The 22,757-nt window shown below is 72.6% G+C and carries 19 protein-coding genes; 14 read left to right on the top strand and 5 right to left on the bottom strand.

What is annotated here, in order from left to right:
* Positions 1 to 15: 15 nt before the first annotated feature.
* Both ACSU6Z_RS21730 and ACSU6Z_RS21735 read right to left on the bottom strand, forming a co-directional pair.
* On the bottom strand, positions 16 to 2,058 hold the full coding sequence (locus ACSU6Z_RS21730) for a glycoside hydrolase family 31 protein (RefSeq protein ID WP_437047962.1): 2,043 nt from the start codon (positions 2,056 to 2,058) through the stop codon (positions 16 to 18).
* 153 nt (positions 2,059 to 2,211) lie between these two features.
* A complete protein-coding gene (locus ACSU6Z_RS21735; protein ID WP_437047964.1) occupies positions 2,212 to 3,225 on the bottom strand; it encodes a LacI family DNA-binding transcriptional regulator in 1,014 nt (337 codons plus the stop codon).
* 348 nt (positions 3,226 to 3,573) lie between these two features.
* Between ACSU6Z_RS21735 and ACSU6Z_RS21740 the strand changes: the two genes are divergently transcribed.
* From ACSU6Z_RS21740 to ACSU6Z_RS21770, 7 genes are all read left to right on the top strand, one after another.
* Complete coding sequence (locus ACSU6Z_RS21740; protein WP_437047966.1) at positions 3,574 to 5,514, top strand: acyl-CoA dehydrogenase family protein; 1,941 nt, start codon at positions 3,574 to 3,576, stop codon at positions 5,512 to 5,514.
* 172 nt (positions 5,515 to 5,686) lie between these two features.
* Positions 5,687 to 6,943: a 1-deoxy-D-xylulose-5-phosphate reductoisomerase gene (gene dxr, locus ACSU6Z_RS21745; protein WP_437047968.1), complete on the top strand. Its 1,257-nt coding sequence runs from the start codon at positions 5,687 to 5,689 to the stop codon at positions 6,941 to 6,943.
* Positions 6,944 to 6,951: 8 nt separating this feature from the next.
* A complete protein-coding gene (locus ACSU6Z_RS21750) occupies positions 6,952 to 8,244 on the top strand; it encodes a M50 family metallopeptidase (protein WP_437050416.1) in 1,293 nt (430 codons plus the stop codon).
* A 172-nt stretch (positions 8,245 to 8,416) separates the two neighbouring features.
* Positions 8,417 to 9,574 (top strand): flavodoxin-dependent (E)-4-hydroxy-3-methylbut-2-enyl-diphosphate synthase, encoded by a 1,158-nt coding sequence (gene ispG / locus ACSU6Z_RS21755; protein WP_437047969.1) that lies wholly within the window; start codon positions 8,417 to 8,419, stop codon positions 9,572 to 9,574.
* Positions 9,575 to 9,683: 109 nt separating this feature from the next.
* Positions 9,684 to 10,532 (top strand): GNAT family N-acetyltransferase, encoded by an 849-nt coding sequence (locus ACSU6Z_RS21760; protein WP_437047971.1) that lies wholly within the window; start codon positions 9,684 to 9,686, stop codon positions 10,530 to 10,532.
* Between the two features lie 54 nt (positions 10,533 to 10,586).
* Positions 10,587 to 11,120, top strand: a complete 534-nt coding sequence (locus ACSU6Z_RS21765; RefSeq protein WP_437047973.1) for a GNAT family N-acetyltransferase — start codon at positions 10,587 to 10,589, stop codon at positions 11,118 to 11,120.
* 220 nt (positions 11,121 to 11,340) lie between these two features.
* Positions 11,341 to 13,041 (top strand): proline--tRNA ligase, encoded by a 1,701-nt coding sequence (locus ACSU6Z_RS21770; protein ID WP_437047975.1) that lies wholly within the window; start codon positions 11,341 to 11,343, stop codon positions 13,039 to 13,041.
* Between the two features lie 66 nt (positions 13,042 to 13,107).
* Here ACSU6Z_RS21770 and ACSU6Z_RS21775 read toward each other — a convergent pair whose 3' ends face one another.
* The 3 genes from ACSU6Z_RS21775 to ACSU6Z_RS21785 all read right to left on the bottom strand — a co-directional run bounded on the left by ACSU6Z_RS21775 (position 13,108) and on the right by ACSU6Z_RS21785 (position 15,090).
* Positions 13,108 to 14,010: an aminoglycoside phosphotransferase family protein gene (locus ACSU6Z_RS21775; RefSeq protein ID WP_437047977.1), complete on the bottom strand. Its 903-nt coding sequence runs from the start codon at positions 14,008 to 14,010 to the stop codon at positions 13,108 to 13,110.
* A gap of 88 nt (positions 14,011 to 14,098) precedes the next feature.
* Positions 14,099 to 14,566, bottom strand: coding sequence for a ferritin-like domain-containing protein (locus tag ACSU6Z_RS21780; RefSeq protein ID WP_437047979.1), 468 nt, complete (start codon positions 14,564 to 14,566; stop codon positions 14,099 to 14,101).
* Entirely contained in the window at positions 14,563 to 15,090 is a 528-nt protein-coding gene (locus ACSU6Z_RS21785; protein ID WP_437047980.1) for a hypothetical protein, read from the bottom strand. The genes ACSU6Z_RS21780 and ACSU6Z_RS21785 overlap by 4 nt, the downstream gene beginning before the upstream one ends.
* A gap of 385 nt (positions 15,091 to 15,475) precedes the next feature.
* On the opposite strand from ACSU6Z_RS21785, the gene rimP reads away from it, so the two are divergent.
* The 7 genes from rimP (at position 15,476) to truB (ending at position 22,500) form a co-directional block, all read left to right on the top strand.
* The gene (gene rimP, locus ACSU6Z_RS21790) at positions 15,476 to 15,985 is read left to right on the top strand and encodes a ribosome maturation factor RimP (RefSeq protein ID WP_437047982.1); all 510 of its coding nucleotides are present in this window, start codon (positions 15,476 to 15,478) and stop codon (positions 15,983 to 15,985) included.
* Positions 15,986 to 15,987: 2 nt separating this feature from the next.
* Complete coding sequence (nusA, locus tag ACSU6Z_RS21795; protein ID WP_437047983.1) at positions 15,988 to 16,974, top strand: transcription termination factor NusA; 987 nt, start codon at positions 15,988 to 15,990, stop codon at positions 16,972 to 16,974.
* Positions 16,975 to 17,122: 148 nt separating this feature from the next.
* Positions 17,123 to 17,404 (top strand): YlxR family protein, encoded by a 282-nt coding sequence (locus ACSU6Z_RS21800; protein ID WP_437015732.1) that lies wholly within the window; start codon positions 17,123 to 17,125, stop codon positions 17,402 to 17,404.
* A gap of 163 nt (positions 17,405 to 17,567) precedes the next feature.
* The gene (gene infB / locus ACSU6Z_RS21805) at positions 17,568 to 20,609 is read left to right on the top strand and encodes a translation initiation factor IF-2 (RefSeq protein ID WP_437047985.1); all 3,042 of its coding nucleotides are present in this window, start codon (positions 17,568 to 17,570) and stop codon (positions 20,607 to 20,609) included.
* A 192-nt stretch (positions 20,610 to 20,801) separates the two neighbouring features.
* Positions 20,802 to 21,095: a DUF503 domain-containing protein gene (locus ACSU6Z_RS21810; RefSeq protein ID WP_437023004.1), complete on the top strand. Its 294-nt coding sequence runs from the start codon at positions 20,802 to 20,804 to the stop codon at positions 21,093 to 21,095.
* A 56-nt stretch (positions 21,096 to 21,151) separates the two neighbouring features.
* The gene (rbfA, locus tag ACSU6Z_RS21815) at positions 21,152 to 21,598 is read left to right on the top strand and encodes a 30S ribosome-binding factor RbfA (RefSeq protein ID WP_437047987.1); all 447 of its coding nucleotides are present in this window, start codon (positions 21,152 to 21,154) and stop codon (positions 21,596 to 21,598) included.
* Positions 21,595 to 22,500, top strand: a complete 906-nt coding sequence (gene truB / locus ACSU6Z_RS21820) for a tRNA pseudouridine(55) synthase TruB (protein WP_437047989.1) — start codon at positions 21,595 to 21,597, stop codon at positions 22,498 to 22,500. Before rbfA ends, truB begins: the two co-directional genes overlap by 4 nt.
* Positions 22,501 to 22,757: the final 257 nt, after the last annotated feature.

The following is a 22,757-nucleotide window of genomic DNA, read 5'->3' on the forward strand; positions in this document are numbered from 1 at the left end:
CCGGCCCCCGCGCGCTCACTCCACGACCGGCAGCTCGGCCCCGTCGCGCAGGAACAGCGGGATCCGCTCCAGCGGGGCGTCGACCGTCACCGCCGCCCCGCCCTCGTACGTCCGGCCCGTCCACGCGTCCGTCCAGCGCGCCCCCGCCGGGAGGTGGACCGTGCGCCGCGTCGCGCCCGCCGTCAGCACCGGGGCGACGAGCAGGTCGGGACCGAAGAGGTAGGCGTCGTCCACCGACCAGGCCGCCCGGTCGCCGGGGAACTCCAGGAACAGCGGCCGCATCACCGGCAGCCCCTCCTCGTGCGCCTCGCGCATCACCCGCAGCACGTACGGCTTCAGGCGCTCACGCAGCCGCAGGTAGGCGGTGAGGATCCCGTACGCCTCCTCGCCGTAGGACCACACCTCGTTCGGGCCGCCGGTCATCTCCGGGCCCAGCGGCATGCCCGGGTCGCGGAAGCCGTGCAGGCGCATCAGCGGGGAGAGCGCCCCGAACTGGAACCAGCGGATCATCACCTCGCGGTAGGCGGGGTCGTCCGGGTCGCCGCCGTGGAAGCCGCCGATGTCCGTGTTCCACCACGGGATGCCCGACAGGGCGGTGTTGAGGCCGGCCGCGATCTGGCGGCGCAGGGTCGCGAAGTCGGTGCCGATGTCGCCGGACCACAGGGCGGCGCCGTAGCGCTGGCTGCCCGCCCACGCCGAGCGGTTGAGGGTGATCACCTCCTCCTCGCCGGACGCGCGCAGGCCCTCGTAGAAGGTGCGGGAGTTCTCGGCGGGATAGAGGTTGCCGACCTCCAGGCCGGGGCCCGCCCAGTAGCGCAGGTTCTCCGGGAAGCCGGGCTTCAGCTCCGGCTCGCAGGCGTCCAGCCAGAAGGCCGAGATGCCGTACGGGTCCAGGTAGTTCTCCTTCACCTTCGACCACACGAACCGGCGGGCCTCGGGGTTGGTGGCGTCGTAGAAGGCCACCTGGACCGTCGAGGCGACCTCCTTGTCGGGCCAGTCGGCGTGGGCCATCGGGCCGTACTGGGTGCCGATGAAGTAACCGCGCTGCTCCATCACCGGGTGGTTCTCGCTCAGCGGGGAGACCGACGGCCACACGGAGACGACGAGCTTGATGCCGAGCTCGTCCAGCTCGCGCACCATCGCCGCCGGGTCCGGCCACTCCTTCGGGTCGAACTTCCACTCGCCCAGGTGCGTCCAGTGGAAGAAGTCGCAGACGATCGCGTCGATGGGCAGGCCCCGGCGCTTGTACTCCCGGGCGACGGCGAGGAGTTCGTCCTGCGTGCGGTAGCGCAGCTTGCACTGCCAGAAGCCGGCCGCCCACTCCGGCAGCATCGGGGTGCGCCCGGTCACCGCGCTGTAGCGGCGCTGGGCGCCGGCCGGGTCGCCCGCGGTGATCCAGTAGTCGATCTGGCGGGCGGAGTCGGCGACCCACCGGGTGCCGTTGTGCGCCAGCTCCACCCGGCCGATCGCCGGGTTGTTCCACAGCAGGGTGTAGCCGCGGCTGGAGGTCAGCACGGGGATGCCGACCTCGGCGTTGCGCTGCACCAAGTCGATCACCAGGCCCTTCTGGTCCAGGTGCCCGTGCTGGTGCTGGCCCAGGCCGTACAGCTTCTCGCCGTCGTAGGCGGCGAACCGCTGCTCCAGCCGGTGGTGCCCGTTGCCGACCGCCGTGTACAGGCGAGGGCCGGGCCACCAGAAGTGGGCGCGCTCCTCGGCCAGCAGTTCCGTGCCGTCGTCGGTGCGGGTGAAGCGGATCATGCCCTCGGCGTCGACGACGACGGTGAGCGCGCCGACCGTCAGCCGCCCGGCCCCGTCCTCGACCTCGACGGTGTACGCCGTCGGCGGGGCGTCCTCCAGCAGCGCCCCCGGCAGCCCCTGGAGGACCGGGCCGCCGAGCCGGGCCCGGACCCGGACCGCGTCCGGCCCCCAGGGCTCGATCCGTACGGTCTCCTGGCGGCCGCTCCACTCCAGCGCGCCGTCCCGCTCGCGGAACGTTCCGACGGTGGGGGAGGACTGGGCGAGGCTGACCTGGGTCTGGTTCTCGGCGGGCGACGTCACGTGGAGTGCTCCTGGAGGAAGGGCAGACGGGGAAGTGCCGCGGTGGGCAGGGAGAACACGCGGAGGAAGCGCTGGGCGGAACGGGGAGGCGGACGGGGGAGGGGTGCGGAAAGGGGCGAGGGGCGGGGGAGAGGCGCGGAAAGGGGCGGGGGGTCAGGAGGCGGTCGGCGCCGGTCCCGAGCTCGCCCGGACCGTCAGCTCGGGCGCGAGCAGCACGACCTCGTCGCCGCCGCGGCCGTCCAACTTGGCGACCAGGTGCTCCACGGCCCGCCGGCCCATCTCCTGCGCGGGGACGGCGACCGACGTCAGCCGCACCGAGGCCTGGACGGCGACCTGGTCGGGGCAGATCGCGACCACCGACACGTCCTCGGGCACCGCCCTGCCCTGCTGGCGCAGCAGGGCGAGCAGCGGTTCGACGGCCGACTCGTTCTGCACGACGAACCCGGTGGTGCCCGGACGCTCGTCGAAGACGCGGGCGAGGGTCACGGCCATCGCGTCGTACCCGCCCTCGCACGGGCGGTGCAGCAGCCGCAGCCCCAGCTCCCGCGCCCGGCCGCGCAGCCCCTCCAGGGTGCGCTCGGCGAAGCCGGTGTGCCGCTCGTAGACCGCGGGCGCCTCACCGATGACAGCGATGTCACGGTGGCCCAGCGCCGCCAGGTGTCCCAGGCACAGGGCACCGGCCGCCCGGAAGTCGAGGTCGACGCAGGTCAGGCCGGAGGGGTCGGCGGGCAGGCCGATCAGCGCGGACGGCAAGCCGGCGCCGCGCAGCAGCGGCAGCCGTTCGTCGTCGAGCTGGACGTCCATCAGGATCATCGCGTCGGCCAGCCCGCTGCCGGTGACGCGGTGCACCGCGTCCGGGCCCTCCTCGCCGGTGAGCAGCAGCACGTCGTACCCGTGCGTGCGCGCGGTGGTGGCCACCGCGACGGCGATCTCCATCATCACCGGTACGTAGATGTCCGTGCGTAGCGGAATCATCAGCGCGATGATGTTCGACCGGCTGCTGGCCAGGGCGCGGGCGCCGGCGTTCGGGTGGTAACCCAGGGTCCTGATGCTCTCCTCGACCCGCTGCCGGGTGGTCGAGGAGATGGACCGCTTGCCGCTGAGGACATAGCTCACCGTGCTCGCCGAGACTCCGGCGTGCTGGGCGACCTCGGCGAGGGTGACCATCCGCTCTCCAAGCTGTGTGAAGCGCTTCGACAATGCGCGGGGACCTACAGGGTGGGCTTGAGTGGTCCGACAGTAGCTCCGGCGGGTCGGTAAGTCCATAGGTCGTCGAAGCGCTTCGACGACCACGTTCTCCCACCTCCGCGCCCGTGCCGTCCCGCCGCGGGACCATCGGCCGAACGGCCGTACGAAGGCTGGTGGAACCGCCCTGGATCAGGTACATACGATCCAGTAGCACCGACTCGTACCGTACGTCCGCAAGTGCCGGACCGGCCGGACCGCCGGCCGGCGGACCCGCCCGGTCCTCGTGGACGCCCCCCGACGATCCCGATGCGCGGCGAGGTGAGCCTCATGTCCGCACCACCCACCCCCTCCTCCCGGCCCGTCGTCACCGAACGCGAGGCCCGCCGGGTGGCGGAGGCGGCCCGGGAACAGGACTGGCGCAAGCCCAGCTTCGCCAAGGAGCTGTTCCTCGGCCGCTTCCGCCTCGACCTCATCCACCCCCACCCGCTCCCGGCCGACGAGGACGTCCAGCGCGGCGAGGAGTTCCTCGCCAAGCTGCGCGACTTCTGCGAGACCAAGATCGACGGATCCCTCATCGAGCGTGACGCGCGGATCCCCGACGAGGTGATCGACGGGCTCAAGGAACTCGGCGCCCTCGGCATGAAGATCGACACCAAGTACGGCGGCCTCGGCCTGACCCAGGTCTACTACAACAAGGCCCTCGCCTTGGTCGGCTCCGTGAGCCCGGCGGTGGGCGCGCTGCTCTCCGCCCACCAGTCGATCGGCGTGCCGCAGCCGCTGAAGCAGTTCGGCACCCGGGAGCAGAAGGAGGAGTTCCTGCCGCGCTGCGCCCGCACGGACATCTCCGCCTTCCTGCTGACCGAGCCCGACGTCGGCTCCGACCCGGCCCGCCTGGCCACCACCGCCGTCCCGGACGGCGACGACTACGTCCTCGACGGCGTCAAGCTGTGGACCACCAACGGCGTCGTCGCCGACCTGCTCGTCGTCATGGCCCGCGTCCCGAAGTCCGAGGGGCACAAGGGCGGCATCACCGCCTTCGTCGTCGAGGCCGCCTCCGAGGGGATCACCGTCGAGAACCGCAACGCCTTCATGGGCCTGCGCGGCATCGAGAACGGCGTCACCCGCTTCCACCGGGTCCGCGTCCCCGCCGCGCACCGCATCGGCCCCGAGGGCGCCGGCCTGAAGATCGCCCTGACCACCCTCAACACCGGCCGCCTGTCGCTGCCCGCGATGTGCGTCGGTGCCGGCAAGTGGTGCCTGAAGATCGCCCGCGAGTGGTCGGCGGCCCGCGAGCAGTGGGGCAGGCCCGTCGGGCTGCACGAGGCGGTCGGCTCCAAGATCGCGTTCATCGCGGCGACGACCTTCGCCCTGGAGGCCGTCCTCGACCTGTCCTCCCAGATGGCCGACGAGGACCGCAACGACATCCGCATCGAGGCCGCCCTCGCCAAGCTGTACGGCTCGGAGATGGCCTGGCTGATGGCCGACCACCTGGTCCAGATCCGCGGCGGACGCGGCTTCGAGACGGCGGCCTCGCTCGCCGCCCGCGGCGAGCGCGCGGTCCCCGCCGAGCAGATCCTGCGCGACCTGCGCATCAACCGGATCTTCGAGGGCTCCACCGAGATCATGCACCTGCTCATCGCCCGCGAGGCGGTCGACGCCCACCTGTCGGTCGCGGGCGACCTCATCGACCCCGACAAGTCCCTGTCCGACAAGGCGAGGGCGGGCGCACAGGCCGGCGCCTTCTACGCCAGGTGGCTGCCGAGACTGGTCGCGGGCGCCGGTCAGCTGCCGACGTCGTACGGCGAGTTCAAGCACGAGGTCGACCTCTCGGTCCACCTGCGCTACGTCGAGCGCACCGCCCGCAAGCTGGCCCGCTCCACCTTCTACGCCATGTCCCGCTGGCAGGGCCGGATGGAGACCAAGCAGGGCTTCCTCGGCCGGATCGTCGACATCGGGGCGGAGCTGTTCGCGATGAGCGCCGCCTGCGTCCGCGCCGAGCTGCTGCGCGGCCGCGGCGACCACGGCCGCGAGGCGTACCAGCTCGCCGACGCCTTCTGCCGCCAGGCCCGCATCCGCGTCGAGGAGCTCTTCGGCCGGCTGTGGACCAACACCGACGACCTCGACCGCACGGTCGTCAAGGGCGTCCTGTCGGGCACGTACGCCTGGCTGGAGGAAGGCGTCCTCGACCCGTCCGGCGACGGCCCCTGGATCGCCGACGCCGCGCCGGGCCCGAGCCGGCGGCAGAACGTGCACCGCCCCATCGGGTGAGAGGCCCCGGGCGCCTCCGGTCACGCCCGGGTGCCCCCGGCCGCTCCCGCCCGTCCCCGGGCGTCCCCGGGCGTCCTCCGGGTGGACGGCGCGTCCCTCGCCCGGGGGACGCGCCGTCCCGCGCGGGGGACGCGCCGTCCTGCCGGACGGCGGCAGCGGCCACAATGGGGGGATGAGCGACAGCCCTGCCCCCCTCGCCGACCCGCACCTCGTCCACGACCCGGTGGCGGGAGACGGCCCGAAGGACGTGGTGATCCTCGGCTCCACCGGGTCGATAGGCACCCAGGCCATCGACCTCGTGCTGCGCAATCCCGACCGCTTCCGGGTCACCGGCCTGTCCGCGAACGGCGCCCGGGTCGCCCTCCTGGCCGAGCAGGCGCACCGGCTGCGGGCGCGGACCGTGGCGGTAGCCCGCGAGGACGCCGTACCGGCGCTGCGGGAGGCCCTGCGGGCGCGGTACGGCACGGGGGAGCCGCTCCCCGAGATCCTCGCCGGCCCGGACGCGGCCACCCACCTCGCCGCCTCCGAGTGCCACACCGTCCTCAACGGCATCACCGGCTCCATCGGCCTCGCCCCGACCCTGGCCGCCCTGGAGGCGGGCCGCACCCTGGCGCTCGCCAACAAGGAGTCGCTCATCGTGGGCGGCCCGCTGGTCAAGGCCCTCGCCAAACCCGGGCAGATCATCCCGGTCGACTCCGAGCACGCCGCCCTCTTCCAGGCCCTGGCCGCCGGCACCCGGGCCGATGTGCGCAAGCTGGTCGTCACCGCCTCCGGCGGCCCGTTCCGCGGCCGGACCCGGGCAGAGCTCGCACGCGTCACCGTCGAGGACGCCCTGGCCCACCCCACCTGGGCGATGGGCCCGGTCATCACGATCAACTCCGCGACCCTCGTCAACAAGGGGCTGGAGGTCATCGAGGCGCACCTGCTGTACGACGTCCCCTTCGACCGCATCGAGGTCGTCGTGCACCCGCAGTCCTACGTCCACTCGATGGTGGAGTTCACGGACGGCTCGACCCTGGCCCAGGCGACGCCCCCCGACATGCGCGGCCCCATCGCCGTCGGTCTCGGCTGGCCCGAACGCGTCCCCGACGCGGCACCCGCCTTCGACTGGAGCAAGGCCTCCACCTGGGAGTTCTTCCCCCTCGACGACGAGGCGTTCCCCGCGGTGAACCTCGCCCGGCACGTCGGCGAGCTCGCGGGCACCGCCCCCGCGGTGTTCAATGCCGCCAACGAGGAGTGCGTCGAGGCCTTCCGGACCGGCACGCTGCCGTACCTGGGGATCATGGAGACCGTCACCCGGGTCGTGGAGGAACACGGCACGCCGCGCACGGGAACCCCGCTCACCGTCGCGGACGTCCTCGAAGCGGAGGCCTGGGCGCGTGCCCGCGCCCGGGAACTGGCGGCACAGACGGCGGAGGCCCGTGCATGACGACCCTGATGTTCATCCTCGGCATAGTCGTCTTCGCCATCGGCCTGCTCTTCTCGATCGCCTGGCACGAGCTGGGGCACCTGTCCACGGCGAAGATGTTCGGCATCCGCGTGCCGCAGTACATGGTCGGCTTCGGCCCGACCATCTTCTCGCGCAAGAAGGGCGAGACCGAGTACGGCGTCAAGGCCATCCCGTTCGGCGGCTACATCCGCATGATCGGCATGTTCCCGCCCGGCCCCGACGGCCGGCTGGAGGCCCGCTCCACCTCCCCCTGGCGGGGCATGATCGAGGACGCCCGCTCGGCGGCGTTCGAGGAACTCGAGCCGGGTGACGAGACCCGCCTGTTCTACACGCGCGCCCCGTGGAAGCGGGTCATCGTGATGTTCGCGGGCCCGTTCATGAACCTGATCCTGGCGGTGGCGCTGTTCCTCACCGTCCTGATGGGCTTCGGCATCTCCCAGCAGACCACCACCGTCGCCTCGGTCTCCCAGTGCGTCATCGCCCAGACCGAGAACCGCGACGACTGCAAGAAGACCGACCCGGCCTCCCCGGCCGCCGCCGCGGGCCTGAGGGCCCGCGACGAGATCGTCTCCTTCGACGGCGTCCGCACCGACACCTGGGACGAGCTGTCCGACCTCATCCGCGCCAACCCGGGCAAGGACGTGCCGATCGTCGTCGAACGCGACGGCCGCCAGGTGACCCTGCACGCCCGGATCGCCACCAACAAGGTCGCCAAGAAGGACTCCGACGGACAGATCGTGGAGGGGGAGTACGTCACCGCGGGCTTCCTCGGCTTCAGCTCGGCCACCGGTGTGGTCAAGCAGGACTTCGGCGAGTCCGTGACCTGGATGGGCGACCGGATCGGGGAGGCCGTCGACTCCCTGGCCGCCCTCCCCGGCAAGATCCCCGCCCTGTGGGACGCGGCCTTCGGCGACGGCCCCCGCGAGCCGGACTCCCCGATGGGCGTCGTCGGCGCCGCCCGCGTCGGCGGCGAGATCGCCACCCTCGACATCCCGCCGACCCAGCAGCTGGCCATGTTCGTCATGCTGGTCGCCGGCTTCAACCTCTCCCTGTTCCTGTTCAACATGCTCCCGCTGCTGCCGCTCGACGGCGGCCACATCGCGGGCGCCCTGTGGGAGTCCCTGCGCCGCCACACGGCGAAGCTGCTGCGGCGTCCGGACCCGGGCCCCTTCGACGTGGCCAAGCTCATGCCGGTGGCCTACGTGGTGGCCGGGATCTTCATCTGCTTCACGATCCTGGTGCTCATCGCGGACGTGGTGAACCCGGTGAGGATCTCCTAGACACCACGCGTTCACGACGTCCCGGCAGGCTCTCCTGCCGGGACGTCCGCCGAAGGTGGGGGTTTGGCGGGCGCGGTGTGCCCGGCCCGGAGCACGTGTCGTAATCTCGAAGCCTGGAGCCCGCCCGCTGACGGGACCGGAGCTTGATCCACGACTTGGGGTTGCACAGCAGATGACTGCGATTTCTCTCGGCATGCCGTCCGTTCCGACCAAGCTCGCCGAGCGCCGGAAGAGCCGGCAGATCCAGGTCGGATCCGTGGCGGTGGGCGGGGACGCGCCCGTCTCGGTGCAGTCCATGACGACGACCCGCACCTCCGACATCGGCGCCACGCTCCAGCAGATCGCGGAGCTGACCGCCTCGGGCTGCCAGATCGTCCGGGTCGCCTGCCCCACGCAGGACGACGCCGACGCGCTGGCGGTCATCGCGAGGAAGTCGCAGATCCCGGTCATCGCGGACATCCACTTCCAGCCCAAGTACGTCTTCGCCGCCATCGAGGCGGGATGCGCGGCGGTGCGGGTGAACCCGGGCAACATCAAGAAGTTCGACGACCAGGTCAAGGAGATCGCCAAGGCGGCCAGGGACCACGGCACCCCCATCCGCATCGGCGTGAACGCGGGCTCCCTGGACAAGCGGCTGCTGCAGAAGTACGGCAAGGCCACCCCCGAGGCGCTGGTGGAGTCCGCGCTGTGGGAGGCCTCCCTCTTCGAGGAGCACGACTTCCGCGACATCAAGATCTCCGTCAAGCACAACGACCCGGTCGTGATGATCGAGGCCTACCGCCAGCTCGCCGCCCAGTGCGACTACCCCCTGCACCTGGGGGTGACCGAGGCCGGTCCGGCCTTCCAGGGCACCATCAAGTCGGCCGTCGCCTTCGGCGCGCTGCTCTCCCAGGGCATCGGCGACACCATCCGCGTCTCGCTGTCGGCCCCGCCGGTGGAGGAGGTCAAGGTCGGCCTGCAGATCCTGCAGTCCCTGGGCCTGCGCCAGCGCGGCCTGGAGATCGTCTCCTGCCCCTCCTGCGGCCGCGCCCAGGTCGACGTCTACAAGCTGGCCGAGGAGGTCACCGCCGGTCTGACGGGGATGGAGGTGCCGCTGCGGGTGGCGGTGATGGGCTGTGTCGTCAACGGGCCCGGCGAGGCCCGCGAGGCCGACCTCGGCGTCGCCTCCGGCAACGGCAAGGGGCAGATCTTCGTCAAGGGCGAGGTCGTCAAGACCGTCCCCGAGTCCAAGATCGTGGAAACCCTGATCGAAGAGGCCATGAAGATCGCCGAGCAGATGGAGAAGGACGGCGTCGCCTCCGGCGAACCGTCGGTGTCCGTCGCCGGCTGACCCCCGCCCCTCCCCGCGCCGCCCACGGGGCAGGACCTGGGGGCGGCGCCCCCGTTTCACGGCAGGTACAGTGCGGGGACCAGCGACCTTGGAGGTGAGGCCCCGCACCGTGTTGACGCAGACCACCTCCCGCGTGCTCGGACCGGGCGACCTGGACGCCGCGCTCGCCGTCCTCGACCGCGAGCCGGTCGCGAACGCCTTCGTGACGTCCCGCGTGCAGGTCGCCGGCCTCGACCCGTGGCGCCTCGGCGGCGAGATGTGGGGCTGGTACGAGGACGGCACGCTGACGTCCCTGTGCTACGCGGGCGCCAACCTCGTCCCCCTGTGCGCCACTCCGCGCGCGGTCCGCGCCTTCGCCGACCGCGCCCGCCGCGCCGGCCGCCGCTGCTCCTCCATCGTCGGTCCCGCCGGGCCCACCGCCCAGCTGTGGCGGCTGCTCGAACCCGACTGGGGCCCGGCCCGCGAGGTCCGCGCCCGCCAGCCCCTCATGATCACCGACCGCATGCCCGCCGGTGTCGCCCCCGACCCCCGGGTCCGCCGCGTCCGCAAGGACGAGATGGACACGATCCTGCCGGCGTGCGTGGCCATGTTCACCGAGGAGGTCGGCGTCTCCCCGCTCGCCGGCGACGGCGGCCTGCTCTACCAGGCCCGCGTCGCCGAACTGGTCGGCTCCGGCCGCTCCTTCGCCCGCTTCGACGCCGACGGCCGCGTCGTCTTCAAAGCCGAGATCGGCGCCGTGACCGACCGGGCCTGCCAGATCCAGGGCGTGTGGGTGGCACCCGAGTACCGGGGCCAGGGCCTTGCCGCCCCCGGCATGGCCGCCGTCCTGCGCTACGCGCTCACCGAGATCGCCCCGGTCGCGAGCCTGTACGTGAACGACTTCAACACCCCCGCCCGCCGCACCTACCGGAAGGTGGGCTTCCAGGAGGCCGGCGCGTTCATGAGCGTGCTGTTCTGACCAGCCGGGGCTCCGCCCCCATACGGTCCGGCACACGCGGGTAGGCTCCCCGCCATGGACCTCGTGATCGGCCCCCTGGACCTCTCCGCCCGCGTCGACGAAGCCCTCGCGGTCCAGGCCGTCGCCTTCGGTCTGGGCGCCGACGAGGTCGCCGTGCGCCGCCAGATCGTCCTGCGCCACATGACCTGCCCCGGGGCCCGGGCCCTCGGCGCGACCACCGCGTCGGGCGACCTCGTCGGCTTCGTCTACGGCATGCCCAACGACCGCTCCCACTGGTGGTCCACCGTCGTCGAGCCCTATCTGCGCGCCCGGGACCACGAGGACTGGCTCGACGACTCCTTCGTCATCACCGAGCTGCACGTCCACCCCCGCCACCAGAACCACGGCATCGGCCGCGCCCTGATCACCACGATCACCGACGGCGCCGCCGAGCCCCGCTCCATCCTGTCGGCCATCGACACCGAGAGCCCGGCCCGCGCCCTGTACCGCTCCCTGGGCTACCGCGACCTCGCCCGCCAGGTGATCTTCCCCAGCGCCCCCAAGCCGTACGCCGTGATGGGCGCCCCCCTGCCCCTGCGCAGGCCGTAAGGGCTTCCTGCGGATCCCCGCGGCGTCGCCGGGCCCCCACGCCGGGAGCACGCACCGCACGCCGCTCCCCTTCCCCGGAGATCCCTCGGAAGCCCCCGGCCCCCGGCCGATTTCCGCCCCGCCGGACCGCCCGGCTAACCTCGTTTGCCATATCACCCTCTCCCGCACTCCCGGCTTCGCCGGGGCGGGGGGACCTTCAGCAGCAGGAGATACGAGAACCATGGCGAACGCACCGGTCCAGCGCATGTCCCAGTTGTTGGCGAAGACGTTGCGCGACGACCCGGCGGACGCCGAGGTCCTCAGCCACAAGCTGCTCGTCCGCGCCGGCTACGTCCGCCGCACCGCCGCCGGCATCTGGACCTGGCTCCCGCTGGGCAAGAAGGTCCTCGCCAACGTCGAGCGGATCGTCCGCGAGGAGATGGACGCCATCGGCGCCCAGGAGGTGCTGCTCCCGGCCCTGCTGCCGCGCGAGCCGTACGAGGCGACCGGCCGCTGGGACGAGTACGGCCCCGAGCTGTTCCGCCTGAAGGACCGCAAGGGCGGCGACTATCTCCTCGGCCCCACCCACGAGGAGATCTTCACCCTCCTCGTGAAGGACCAGGCGTCCTCCTACAAGGACCTGCCGGTCATCCTGTACCAGATCCAGACCAAGTTCCGCGACGAGGCCCGGCCGCGCGCGGGCATCCTGCGCGGCCGCGAGTTCCTGATGAAGGACTCCTACTCCTTCGACGTCGCCGACGAGGGCCTCGCCGAGTCCTACGCCCTGCACCGCCAGGCCTACCAGCGCATCTTCGAGCGCCTCGGCCTCGACTACCGCATCTGCGCCGCCACCGCCGGCGCCATGGGCGGCTCCAAGTCGGAGGAGTTCCTCGCCCCGGCCGACGCCGGCGAGGACACCTTCGCGGACTGCCCGAACTGCGACTTCGCCGCCAACACCGAGGCGGTCAGCTACGAGTTGAAGCCGGTCGACGCCTCCGGCGTACCCGCCGCCGAGGACATCCCCACCCCCGGCACCCCCACCATCGAGACCCTCGCCGCCTCCCTCGGCGTCCCGGCCTCCGCCACCCTGAAGAACCTCCTCGTCAAGGTCGACGGCGAGATCGTCGCCATCGGCGTCCCCGGCGACCGCGAGGTCGACCTGGACAAGGTCGAGGCCCACTTCGCCCCGGCGACCGTCGAGATGGTCACCGAGGCGGACTTCGCGGCCCGCCCCGACCTGGTCCGCGGCTACGTCGGCCCGCAGGGCCTGAAGAAGGTCCGCTACCTCGCCGATCCGCGCGTGGCCCCCGGCACCGCCTGGATCACCGGCGCCAACAAGGCCGACACGCACGCCAGGAACGTCGTCGCGGGCCGCGACTTCGAGGTCGACGAGTACGTCGACGTCGTGGTCGTCCAGGAGGGCGACCCCTGCCCGAAGTGCGGCACCGGCCTGAAGCTGGACCGCGCCATCGAGATCGGCCACATCTTCCAGCTCGGCCGCAAGTACGCCGACGCCCTCAAGCTCGACGTCCTCGGCCAGAACGGCAAGCCGGCCCGCGTCACCATGGGTTCCTACGGCATCGGCGTCTCCCGCGCCGTCGCCGCCCTCGTCGAGCAGCACGCCGACGACAAGGGCCTGGTCTGGCCCAAGGAGGTCGCCCCGGCCGACGTCCACGTCGTCGCCGCGGGCAAGGCCCTCCAGACCGAGCTGGCCCTCGACGTCTCCGGCAAGCTGGCCGCCGCCGGCGTCCGCGTCCTGGTGGACGACCGGGCCGGCGTCTCGCCCGGCGTGAAGTTCACCGACGCCGAGCTGATCGGCGTGCCGACGATCCTGGTCGCCGGACGGCGCGCCGGCGAGGGCGTCGTCGAACTCAAGGACCGCCGCACCGGCGAGCGCGAGGAACTGACGGTCGAGGAGGCCGTCGCCCGCCTGACGGCCTGACCCGCCGACCCCGCACGCCTCGGGGCGCCCACCGGCCGGCGGGCGCCCCGAGGCGTGTCCGGGCGGCTACAGCCAGCCCGCGAACTCCAGCAACAGCTCCGCGTCCTTCTCCCGGCCGACCCGGCGGGCCCGTACGCCCGATTCCACCGCCCGGAACAGCGTCCAGCCGCGCAGCCGCTCCTGGTCGACCTCCAGCGACTCGGCGAGCCGCTTCACCCGCCGCCGGGTGGTCGTCGCCCCCGACGGCTGCGCGATCAGGTCCTCCACCCGGTCCCGCACCAGCCGCGCCAGGTCGAAGGCGCTCTCGCCGACCACCGGGTCCGGCCCCACGGCCAGCCACGGCATCCGGTCCCCGGCCAGCACCTTGCTCTGCCGGAACGTGCCGTGCAGCAGCAGCCGTTCGGGCGGCGCGGCCAGCAGCTCCTCGCGCACCGCGAGCGCCGCCTCCACCAGCGGCGCCACCTCCGGATCGGCCGCGGCGCCCGCCCGCATGGCCCGGGCCTGCCGCCCGGTCCGCTCCGCCACCGTCTCGAACGGGTGTCCGGCGGGTGGCTCGACCCACAGCCGCCGCAGCGTTCCCGCCGCCTCCAGCAGCGCCTTCGCCTCCGGCAGCGACCGCACCGACACGTCCGGGCGCAGCCGCTCCAGCAGCAGGACGCCCTCGGCCGCGTCCGCGTCGTCGAGCAGCCGTACGGCGCCCCGGCCATCCCAGTGCGCGAGCGCGACCCGCTCACTTCCCGGCCGCGCCCGCGGCGGGGCCAGCTTCAGCACGGCCGGTGTCCCGTCCGGCCGCCGCACCAGCACGACCAGGCTGCTGCGCCCGCCGGGCACCTGCACCCGCTCGACGGTCAACCCGCGCAGCGCGACCGCGTGCCGCGCCAGCGAGGGCAGCCGCTCCAGCCAGTCGTCACCGTCCGGTGCCGTCTCGCCGAGTGCCCTGACCAGGCGCCGCGGCGGTTCGAAAGCCATGCGCGAGTCGTTCCCTTCCCGTACTGCGTGCCGTCCTGTGGGCCTCGTCCCGTACGCGCCCTCCCGTACGTGTCCTCCCCGTACGTGCTCACGCCGTCGGTGCCGTCGAGGCCGACGGGCCGGCGGCGGCCCGCTCGGCCAGACCAGGGAAGGCTACGCTCCCGCCGCGCCAGCGCACCGCCCGGACCGCGGCTTCCCGCAGCGCGTCCGCCGCCGCGGCCCGCCGTTCGCCCGGGGCCGCGCGCACCAGGTCGGAGTAGACCCCGGCCACCCTGTCCTCCAGTTCGGCCGCCAGCCGCACCGCCGCGTCGGCGTCCGGCACCGGGAAGGGCAGCGCGTAGCCCGCCGCCGCGGCGACCGGCTCGCCGCCCCGGTCGCGGACCTGGCGCACCAGCGCGTCCCGGCGCGCGCGGTGCGCGTCGTAGGCCGCGCGTGCCTGGGCGCGCCGCTCCTCGCCGATCCGGCCGCCGACGACCCCGTAGCCGTACACCGCCGCGTGCTCGGCCGCCAGCGCCGCCTGAAGGGCGTCCAGCTCCCGGTCCCTCGCCTCGCTCACCCGTCACCCTCCGTCAGCAGATACACGTGTGCCGCCCCGGCCGCCGCCACCGAGGCCAGCAGCCGCGCCAGTTCGCCCGGCACGTCCGCCAGCGCCCCGGCCCGCCGGTCGGCCAGCGCCCGCTCGGCCGCGGCGAGTTCGGCCAGGGCCTCCTTCTCGTCCCCCGGCACGGCGGCCGACGGGGAAGGGGAGGGCGACACCCGGGCGGGGGACGCCTGCGGTCCGGCCGCCGGGGTGCCGCCGAACGCCTGCGCGTGCCGCACGACCTCCTCCCGCAGCGGCCGCAACCGTCCGGCCAGTCCCGGATGCGCGGCGATCACCGCGTCGTAGCGCGCGGCAAGTCGCTCGCTGTCACGGGCCGCCCGCGCGCGGGCCCGTGCGGCTTCCGCCGGGCTGCCGTCCGTGCTGCCGGAGCCCGGCCCGGACGAGCAGCCCGCGAGCAGGGCGGCCCCGGCGGCCGAGGCGAGCAGGCTCCTTCTGCGCGGCCCCCGGCGGGTGCGCGGCGATGAGGTGAACGGCGGCACGGCAGACGTCCTCGGGAACTCGTACGAAACGAATGCGACAGAAACGACGACAGAAACGACGGCAGGGACGGTGACAGGGATGACGGCGGAGGTGTGGCCGGAGTGCAACAGGATGCAACAGGATGCGACAGAAATACGACAACGAAGGGGACTTGAAGGGGAGAAAAATGAGAGAGGGTGAACGGAAGTGACTCGAAGCGATCCGGAACGCGGGGCGGCGGACCCATGATCACGTTACCCGGAGGCCCGCCCGGCACCACTCGGCGGCACCGGGTCGCCGCCGCCGCGCTGCCCGGGTGGACGGCAACACCCTTCCGGACCGGATACCCTTTGACCTGACACGCGACCATCCCACAACAGCACACGCGGCCGAGGAGTCACCCGGATGAGCACCACCCAGAGCGAGAGGCTGCGAGAACTGCTGGAACCGCTCGTCACCTCCCAGGGGCTGGATCTCGAGGAGATCGCGGTGGACTCGGTCGGACGCAAGCGGGTGCTGCGCGTCGTCGTCGACTCCGACACCGGTGCCGACCTGGACCGGATCGCCGATGTGAGCCGCGCGCTCTCGGCGAAGCTCGACGAGAGCGACGCGATGGGCGAGGGCGAGTACACCCTCGAAGTGGGAACCCCGGGCGCGGAGCGCCTCCTCACGGAACACCGGCACTACGTGCGCGCCACCGGCCGGCTGGCGAAGTTCCAGCTGGCGGAGGGCGGCGAGCTGGTGGCCAGAATCCTGACCGTCGACGACGACGGTGTCGACGTCGAGGTCCCCGGGGTCAAGGGGCGCAAGCCCACCGCACGCAGACTCGCCTTCGGCGACATCGCCAGGGCGCGCGTGCAGGTCGAGTTCAACCGCAAGGACGACACGTCCCACAAGAAGGAAGAGGAGGCGTAGCCGTGGACATCGACATGAGCGCCCTGCGGGGCTTGGTACGGGAGAAAGAGATCTCCTTCGACCTGCTGGTCGAAGCGATCGAGTCCGCCCTCCTCATCGCCTACCACCGCACCGAGGGAAGCCGCCGGCACGCGCGCGTGGAGCTCGACCGGGAGACCGGACATGTGACCGTGTGGGCGAAGGAGGACCCCGACGACCTCGAAGAGGGCCGGGAACCCCGCGAGTTCGACGACACCCCGTCCGGCTTCGGCCGTATCGCCGCCACCACCGCCAAGCAGGTCATCCTGCAGCGGCTGCGCGACGCCGAGGACGACGCGACGCTCGGCGAGTACGCCGGCCGCGAGGGCGACATCGTCACCGGCGTGGTCCAGCAGGGCCGCGACCCGAAGAACGTGCTGGTCGACATCGGCAAGCTGGAGGCCATCCTGCCCGTGCAGGAACAGGTCCCCGGCGAGACCTACCCGCACGGCATGCGCCTGCGGTCGTACGTCGTCCGGGTCGCCAAGGGCGTGCGCGGACCGTCCGTGACCCTGTCCCGCACCCACCCCAACCTGGTGAAGAAGCTCTTCGCCCTGGAGGTGCCGGAGATCGCCGACGGATCCGTCGAGATCGCCGCGATCGCCCGTGAGGCAGGTCACCGCACCAAGATCGCCGTCCGCTCCACCCGGTCGGGCCTGAACGCCAAGGGCGCCTGCATCGGCCCCATGGGCGGCCGTGTGCGCAACGTCATGGCCGAGCTGAACGGTGAGAAGATCGACATCGTCGACTGGTCGGAGGACCCGGCCGAGATGGTGGCGCACGCGCTCTCGCCCGCCCGTGTCTCCAAGGTGGAGATCGTGGACATGGCGTCCCGGTCCGCGCGGGTGACCGTGCCCGACTACCAGCTGTCGCTGGCGATCGGCAAGGAAGGGCAGAACGCCCGGCTCGCGGCCCGGCTGACCGGCTGGCGCATCGACATCCGCCCGGACACCGAGCAGTCGGCGGAATAGCCCGCGACCGGCCGGGAAAGAGATCGTTGGGCCGACCGGGGAATGGATCCGGGCCGTGGAACGCTGACATTACGACAGCTTCCGGTGCGCCACGTGTTCGATTCTCCCCTCGTAGGGGTGATGTCGGCCCGGGGAGGTAGACTGAGGAGTGTCTGGCCGGACGCATGCCCGCGCATGCCCTGAGCGCACCTGTGTGGGGTGCCGGGAGCGAGCGGTCAAGAACGAACTACTGCGGATCGTGGCGGTCGAGGGCGCGTGCGTCCCCGATCCGCGCGGTACGCTGCCAGGCCGGGGTGCGTACGTACACCCCGCCACGGCCTGTCTCGATCAGGCGGTACGCCGCCGGGCGTTCCCGCGGGCACTGCGCGTCCCGGGACCGCTCGACGTAAAGGCGTTGCGCCACCACGTCGAGCAGGCACAGGGTTGCTGAGGGCAACCTGGTAAGGAAGACGTACCGCACGGAACCCCGTGCGGTCTGGTACCTCGCGAGTCGAAAGCAGGTCGAGATTGCGATGAGCACTCGATGAGTACGCGATGAGTACGCCCATGAACTAGCGACGGTCCGGACGCAACCCGGACCTCAAAGGAGCGAAGTGGCTAAGGTCCGGGTATACGAACTCGCCAAGGAGTTCGGTGTGGAGAGCAAGGTCGTCATGGCCAAGCTCCAGGAACTCGGTGAATTCGTCCGTTCGGCGTCTTCGACGATCGAAGCGCCTGTCGTACGCAAACTGACTGACGCATTCCAGCAGGGCGGCAACGGCAAGTCCGCCGCCCGGCCGGCGGCCCCCAAGAAGGCCGCCCCCAAGCCCGCCGCGCCGGCCCCGGCGCAGGCGGCACGTCCGGCTCCGGCCGCCCCGCGGCCGGCCGCCCCCAAGCCTCCGGCCGCCCAGCAGCCCGCGGCTCCGTCGGCGCCCGCGCCGGCCTCCCCCGGTCCGCGCCCGACGCCGGGCCCCAAGCCCGCGCCGCGTCCGGCCCCCGCGGCTCCGGAGTTCACCGCTCCGCCGTCCGCTCCGGCCCCGGCTCCGGCCGGTCCGAAGCCCGGTGGTGCCCGTCCCGGCGCGCCCAAGCCCGGCAACCGTCCGGGCTCCGGCCAGGGCCAGCAGGGCGGCCAGGGCCGTCCCGCCGGTCAGGGCGGCGGACGCCCCGGCGCCCCGGCGCCGCGTCCGGGCGGCCGTCCGGCCGGCCCGCGTCCGGGCAACAACCCCTTCACCTCCGGTGGCAACGCCGGCATGGCGCGCCCCCAGGCGCCCCGTCCGCAGGGCCCCCGTCCGGCCGCGCCCGGCGCCCCCGGCCCGCGTCCGCAGGGTCCCGGCGGTGCCCAGGGCGGCGGTCCCCGTCCCCAGGCTCCGGGCGGTCCGCGTCCGACCCCGGGCTCGATGCCGCGTCCGCAGGGCGGCCCCCGTCCCGGCGGCGGCCCCGGCGGCCCGCGTCCGAACCCCGGCATGATGCCGCAGCGTCCCGCTGCCGGCCCGCGCCCCGGCGGCGGTCCCGGCGGCGGCCGCGGCCCGGCCGGAGCCGGCCGTCCCGGCGGCGGCGCGCGTCCGGGCGGCGGCGGCTTCGCCGGCCGTCCCGGTGGCGGCGGCGGTGCCGGTCGTCCCGGCGGTGGCGGCGGCTTCGCCGGCCGTCCCGGCGGTGGCGGCGGCTTCGGCGGCGGCGGTGGCCGTCCCGGCTTCGGCGGCCGTCCCGGCGGTCCCGGTGGCCGCGGTGGCACGCAGGGCGCCTTCGGCCGTCCCGGCGGTCCCGCGCGTCGCGGCCGCAAGTCGAAGCGGCAGAGGCGCCAGGAGTACGAGGCCATGCAGGCCCCGTCGGTCGGCGGCGTGATGCTGCCTCGCGGCAACGGCGAGACCATTCGCCTGTCGCGCGGTGCGTCGCTCACCGACTTCGCGGAGAAGATCAACGCCAACCCGGCGTCGCTCGTCGCGGTCATGATGAACCTCGGCGAGATGGTCACCGCGACCCAGTCCGTCTCCGACGAGACGCTGGAACTCCTCGCCGGCGAGATGAACTACACCGTTCAGATCGTCAGCCCGGAGGAGGAGGACCGCGAGCTGCTCGAGTCCTTCGACATCGAGTTCGGTGAGGACGAGGGCTCCGAGGAGGACCTGGTCGTCCGTCCGCCGGTGGTGACCGTCATGGGTCACGTCGACCACGGTAAGACCCGACTGCTCGACGCGATCCGCAAGACGAACGTCATCGCGGGCGAGGCCGGTGGCATCACCCAGCACATCGGTGCCTACCAGGTCACGACCGAGGTCAACGACGAAGAGCGGAAGATCACCTTCATCGACACCCCGGGTCACGAGGCGTTCACCGCCATGCGTGCCCGCGGTGCGAAGTCGACGGACATCGCGATCCTCGTGGTCGCGGCCAACGACGGTGTGATGCCGCAGACGGTCGAGGCCCTGAACCACGCCAAGGCGGCCGACGTGCCGATCGTGGTCGCGGTCAACAAGATCGACGTCGAGGGCGCCGACCCGACCAAGGTGCGCGGTCAGCTGACCGAGTACGGCCTGGTGGCCGAGGAGTACGGCGGCGACACCATGTTCGTCGACATCTCCGCCAAGCAGGGTCTGCACATCGACTCCCTGCTGGAGGCCGTGGTCCTCACCGCCGACGCCTCGCTCGACCTGCGGGCCAACCCCAACCAGGACGCGCAGGGCATCGCGATCGAGTCCCGCCTGGACCGCGGCCGCGGTGCCGTGGCGACGGTCCTCGTCCAGCGAGGCACGCTGCGGGTCGGCGACACGATGGTGGTGGGCGACGCCTACGGCCGCGTCCGCGCCATGCTCGACGACAACGGCAACAACGTGGCCGAGGCCGGCCCGTCGATGCCGGTCCAGGTCCTGGGCCTGACCAACGTCCCGGGCGCCGGCGACAACTTCATCGTGGTCGACGAGGACCGTACGGCCCGCCAGATCGCGGAGAAGCGTGCCGCCCGTGAGCGGAACGCGGCGTTCGCCAAGCGCACGCGCCGCGTCTCCCTGGAGGACCTGGACAAGGTGCTCAAGGCCGGCGAGGTCCAGCAGCTGAACCTGATCATCAAGGGTGACGCTTCCGGTTCCGTCGAGGCCCTGGAGTCCTCCCTGCTCCAGCTGGACGTCGGCGAAGAGGTCGACATCCGCGTCCTGCACCGCGGCGTCGGTGCGGTCACGGAGTCCGACATCGACCTGGCGATGGGCTCCGACGCCATCGTGATCGGCTTCAACGTGCGCGCCGCCGGGCGTGCCGCGCAGATGGCCGAGCGCGAAGGCGTGGACGTCCGGTACTACTCGGTCATCTACCAGGCGATCGAGGAGATCGAGGCGGCCCTCAAGGGCATGCTCAAGCCGGAGTACGAAGAGGTCGAGCTCGGCACGGCGGAGATCCGCGAGGTCTTCCGCTCGTCCAAGCTGGGCAACATCGCGGGTGTGCTCATCCGCTCCGGCGAGGTACGCCGCAACAGCAAGGCGCGCCTCATCCGCGACGGCAAGGTCATCGCGGAGAACCTCACCATCGAGGGTCTGCGTCGCTTCAAGGACGACGTCACCGAGATCCGCGAAGGCTTCGAGGGCGGTATCAACCTCGGAAACTTCAACGACATCAAGGTCGACGACGTCATCGCGACGTACGAGATGCGCGAGAAGCCGCGGGCGTAACACCCGGCAGACGGTGGGCACTGGCCGACGGGACATCCGTTCCCGTCGGCCAGTGCCGCGTCCCCGGGCGCGCGCGGACCGGGCGGAAACCCCGTCGAGGCAGCGCGCGTGTTCGGGGTACCGTTCTTGATGTCCCTGCCCGTACGGATGGCAGGGCCATCGATCCCGTACCGGCGGGTGAACCGGTTGCACATGTATGTGGGGACGCTGTCCTTCGACCTCCTCCTCGGCGACGTGCACTCGCTGAAGGAGAAGCGCTCCGTCGTCCGCCCGATCGTCGCCGAGCTCCAGCGGAAGTACGCCGTGAGCGTCGCCGAGGTGGACCATCTGGACCTCCACCGCAGGGCCGGTATCGGCCTCGCGGCGGTCTCCGCCGACGCGGGGCACCTGACCGACGTACTGGACCGGTGCGAGCGGCTGGTCGCCGGCCGTCCCGAGGTGGAGCTGCTGTCGGTCCGACGGCGCTTCCACGGCGACGACGACTGACGAACCGAGCCGACCCAAGCACGACACGAAGAAAAGAAAGAACGGGAGACGGACCAGTGGCCGACAACGCGCGGGCTAAGAGGCTGGCGGACCTCATCCGAGAGGTGGTGGCCCAGAAGCTGCAGCGCGGGATCAAGGACCCGCGGCTCGGCTCTCACGTCACCATCACGGACACCCGGGTCACGGGTGACCTCCGGGAGGCGACCGTCTTCTACACCGTCTACGGCGACGACGAGGAGCGCCAGGCCGCGGCAGCCGGTCTGGAGAGCGCCAAGGGCGTCCTGCGCTCGGAGGTGGGCCGGGCGGCGGGCGTGAAGTTCACGCCGACCCTCACCTTCGTCATGGACGCCCTGCCGGACACCGCCCGGACCATCGAGGACCTCCTCGACAAGGCGCGGCAGTCCGACGAGAAGGTGCGCGAGGCGTCCGCGGGCGCCTCCTACGCCGGTGGCGCCGACCCGTACAAGAAGCCCGCAGACGAGACGGACGACACCGCCGAATGACCGCCAAGCACACCCCGCCCGACGGCCTCGTCATCGTCGACAAGCCGTCGGGCTTCACTTCGCACGACGTCGTCGCCAAGATGCGGGGCATCGCGAGGACGCGGCGCATCGGGCACGCCGGCACCCTCGACCCGATGGCCACCGGCGTCCTCGTCCTCGGCGTGGAGAAGGCCACCAAGCTCCTCGGGCACCTCGCCCTCACCGAGAAGGAGTACCTCGGCACCGTCCGTCTGGGCCAGACGACGCTCACCGACGACGCCGAGGGCGAGATCACCGCGTCCACCGACGCCTCCAAGGTCGGGCGGGAGGACATCGACGCCCGGATCGCCGAGCTGACCGGGGAGATCATGCAGGTGCCGTCCCGGGTCAGCGCCATCAAGATCAACGGCGTGCGCTCCTACAAGCGGGCCAGGGAGGGCGAGGAGTTCGACATCCCCGCCCGGCCCGTCACCGTCTCCTCCTTCACCGTGTACGACGTCCGGGACGCCGTCGCCGAGGACGGCACGCCGGTGCTGGACCTGGTGGTGTCGGTGGTCTGCTCCTCCGGCACCTACATCCGCGCGCTCGCCCGCGACCTGGGCGCCGGTCTGGGCGTCGGCGGCCACCTCACCGCCCTGCGCCGCACCCGCGTCGGCCCGTACAAGCTGGACGCGGCGCGCACCCTGGACCAGCTCCAGCAGGAGCTGACCGTGCTGCCGCTCGCCGAGGCGGCCGCCGCCGCGTTCCCGCGCTGGGACGTGGACGACCGGCGCGCCCGGCTGCTCGCCAACGGCGTACGGCTGGAGATGCCCGAGGTGTACGCGGGTGCCGGTGCGGTGGCCGTCTTCGGGCCCGAGGACCGCTTCCTGGCCCTCGTCGAGCACCACCGGGGGAAGGCCAAGAGCCTCGCCGTCTTCGGCTGAGGAGCACGTGCGTCCGCGGGCCGGCCGGTCCCGCCCGTGGAACGGCGGCCACGGGACCCCCAAGCCGCCGCTCCACGGTCCCCCCTCGCTTCCCCCGCCTTCCGAGGTGTATCCAAGACCCCCGCTCCGTTCACCCGTCCGGGCAGGCGCTCGGAGTGAACCGGGGGAGCGGAAGGGGGCGCGTTCGGCACACGAACTGTCCCGCTGATCATCTCCCGCCTAACGTCGGACCCACGGCAGGGTGGACGGCGGTGTAC

The organism is Streptomyces sp. enrichment culture (assembly GCF_964273145.1).
In the GTDB taxonomy this organism is placed as follows: domain Bacteria; phylum Actinomycetota; class Actinomycetes; order Streptomycetales; family Streptomycetaceae; genus Streptomyces.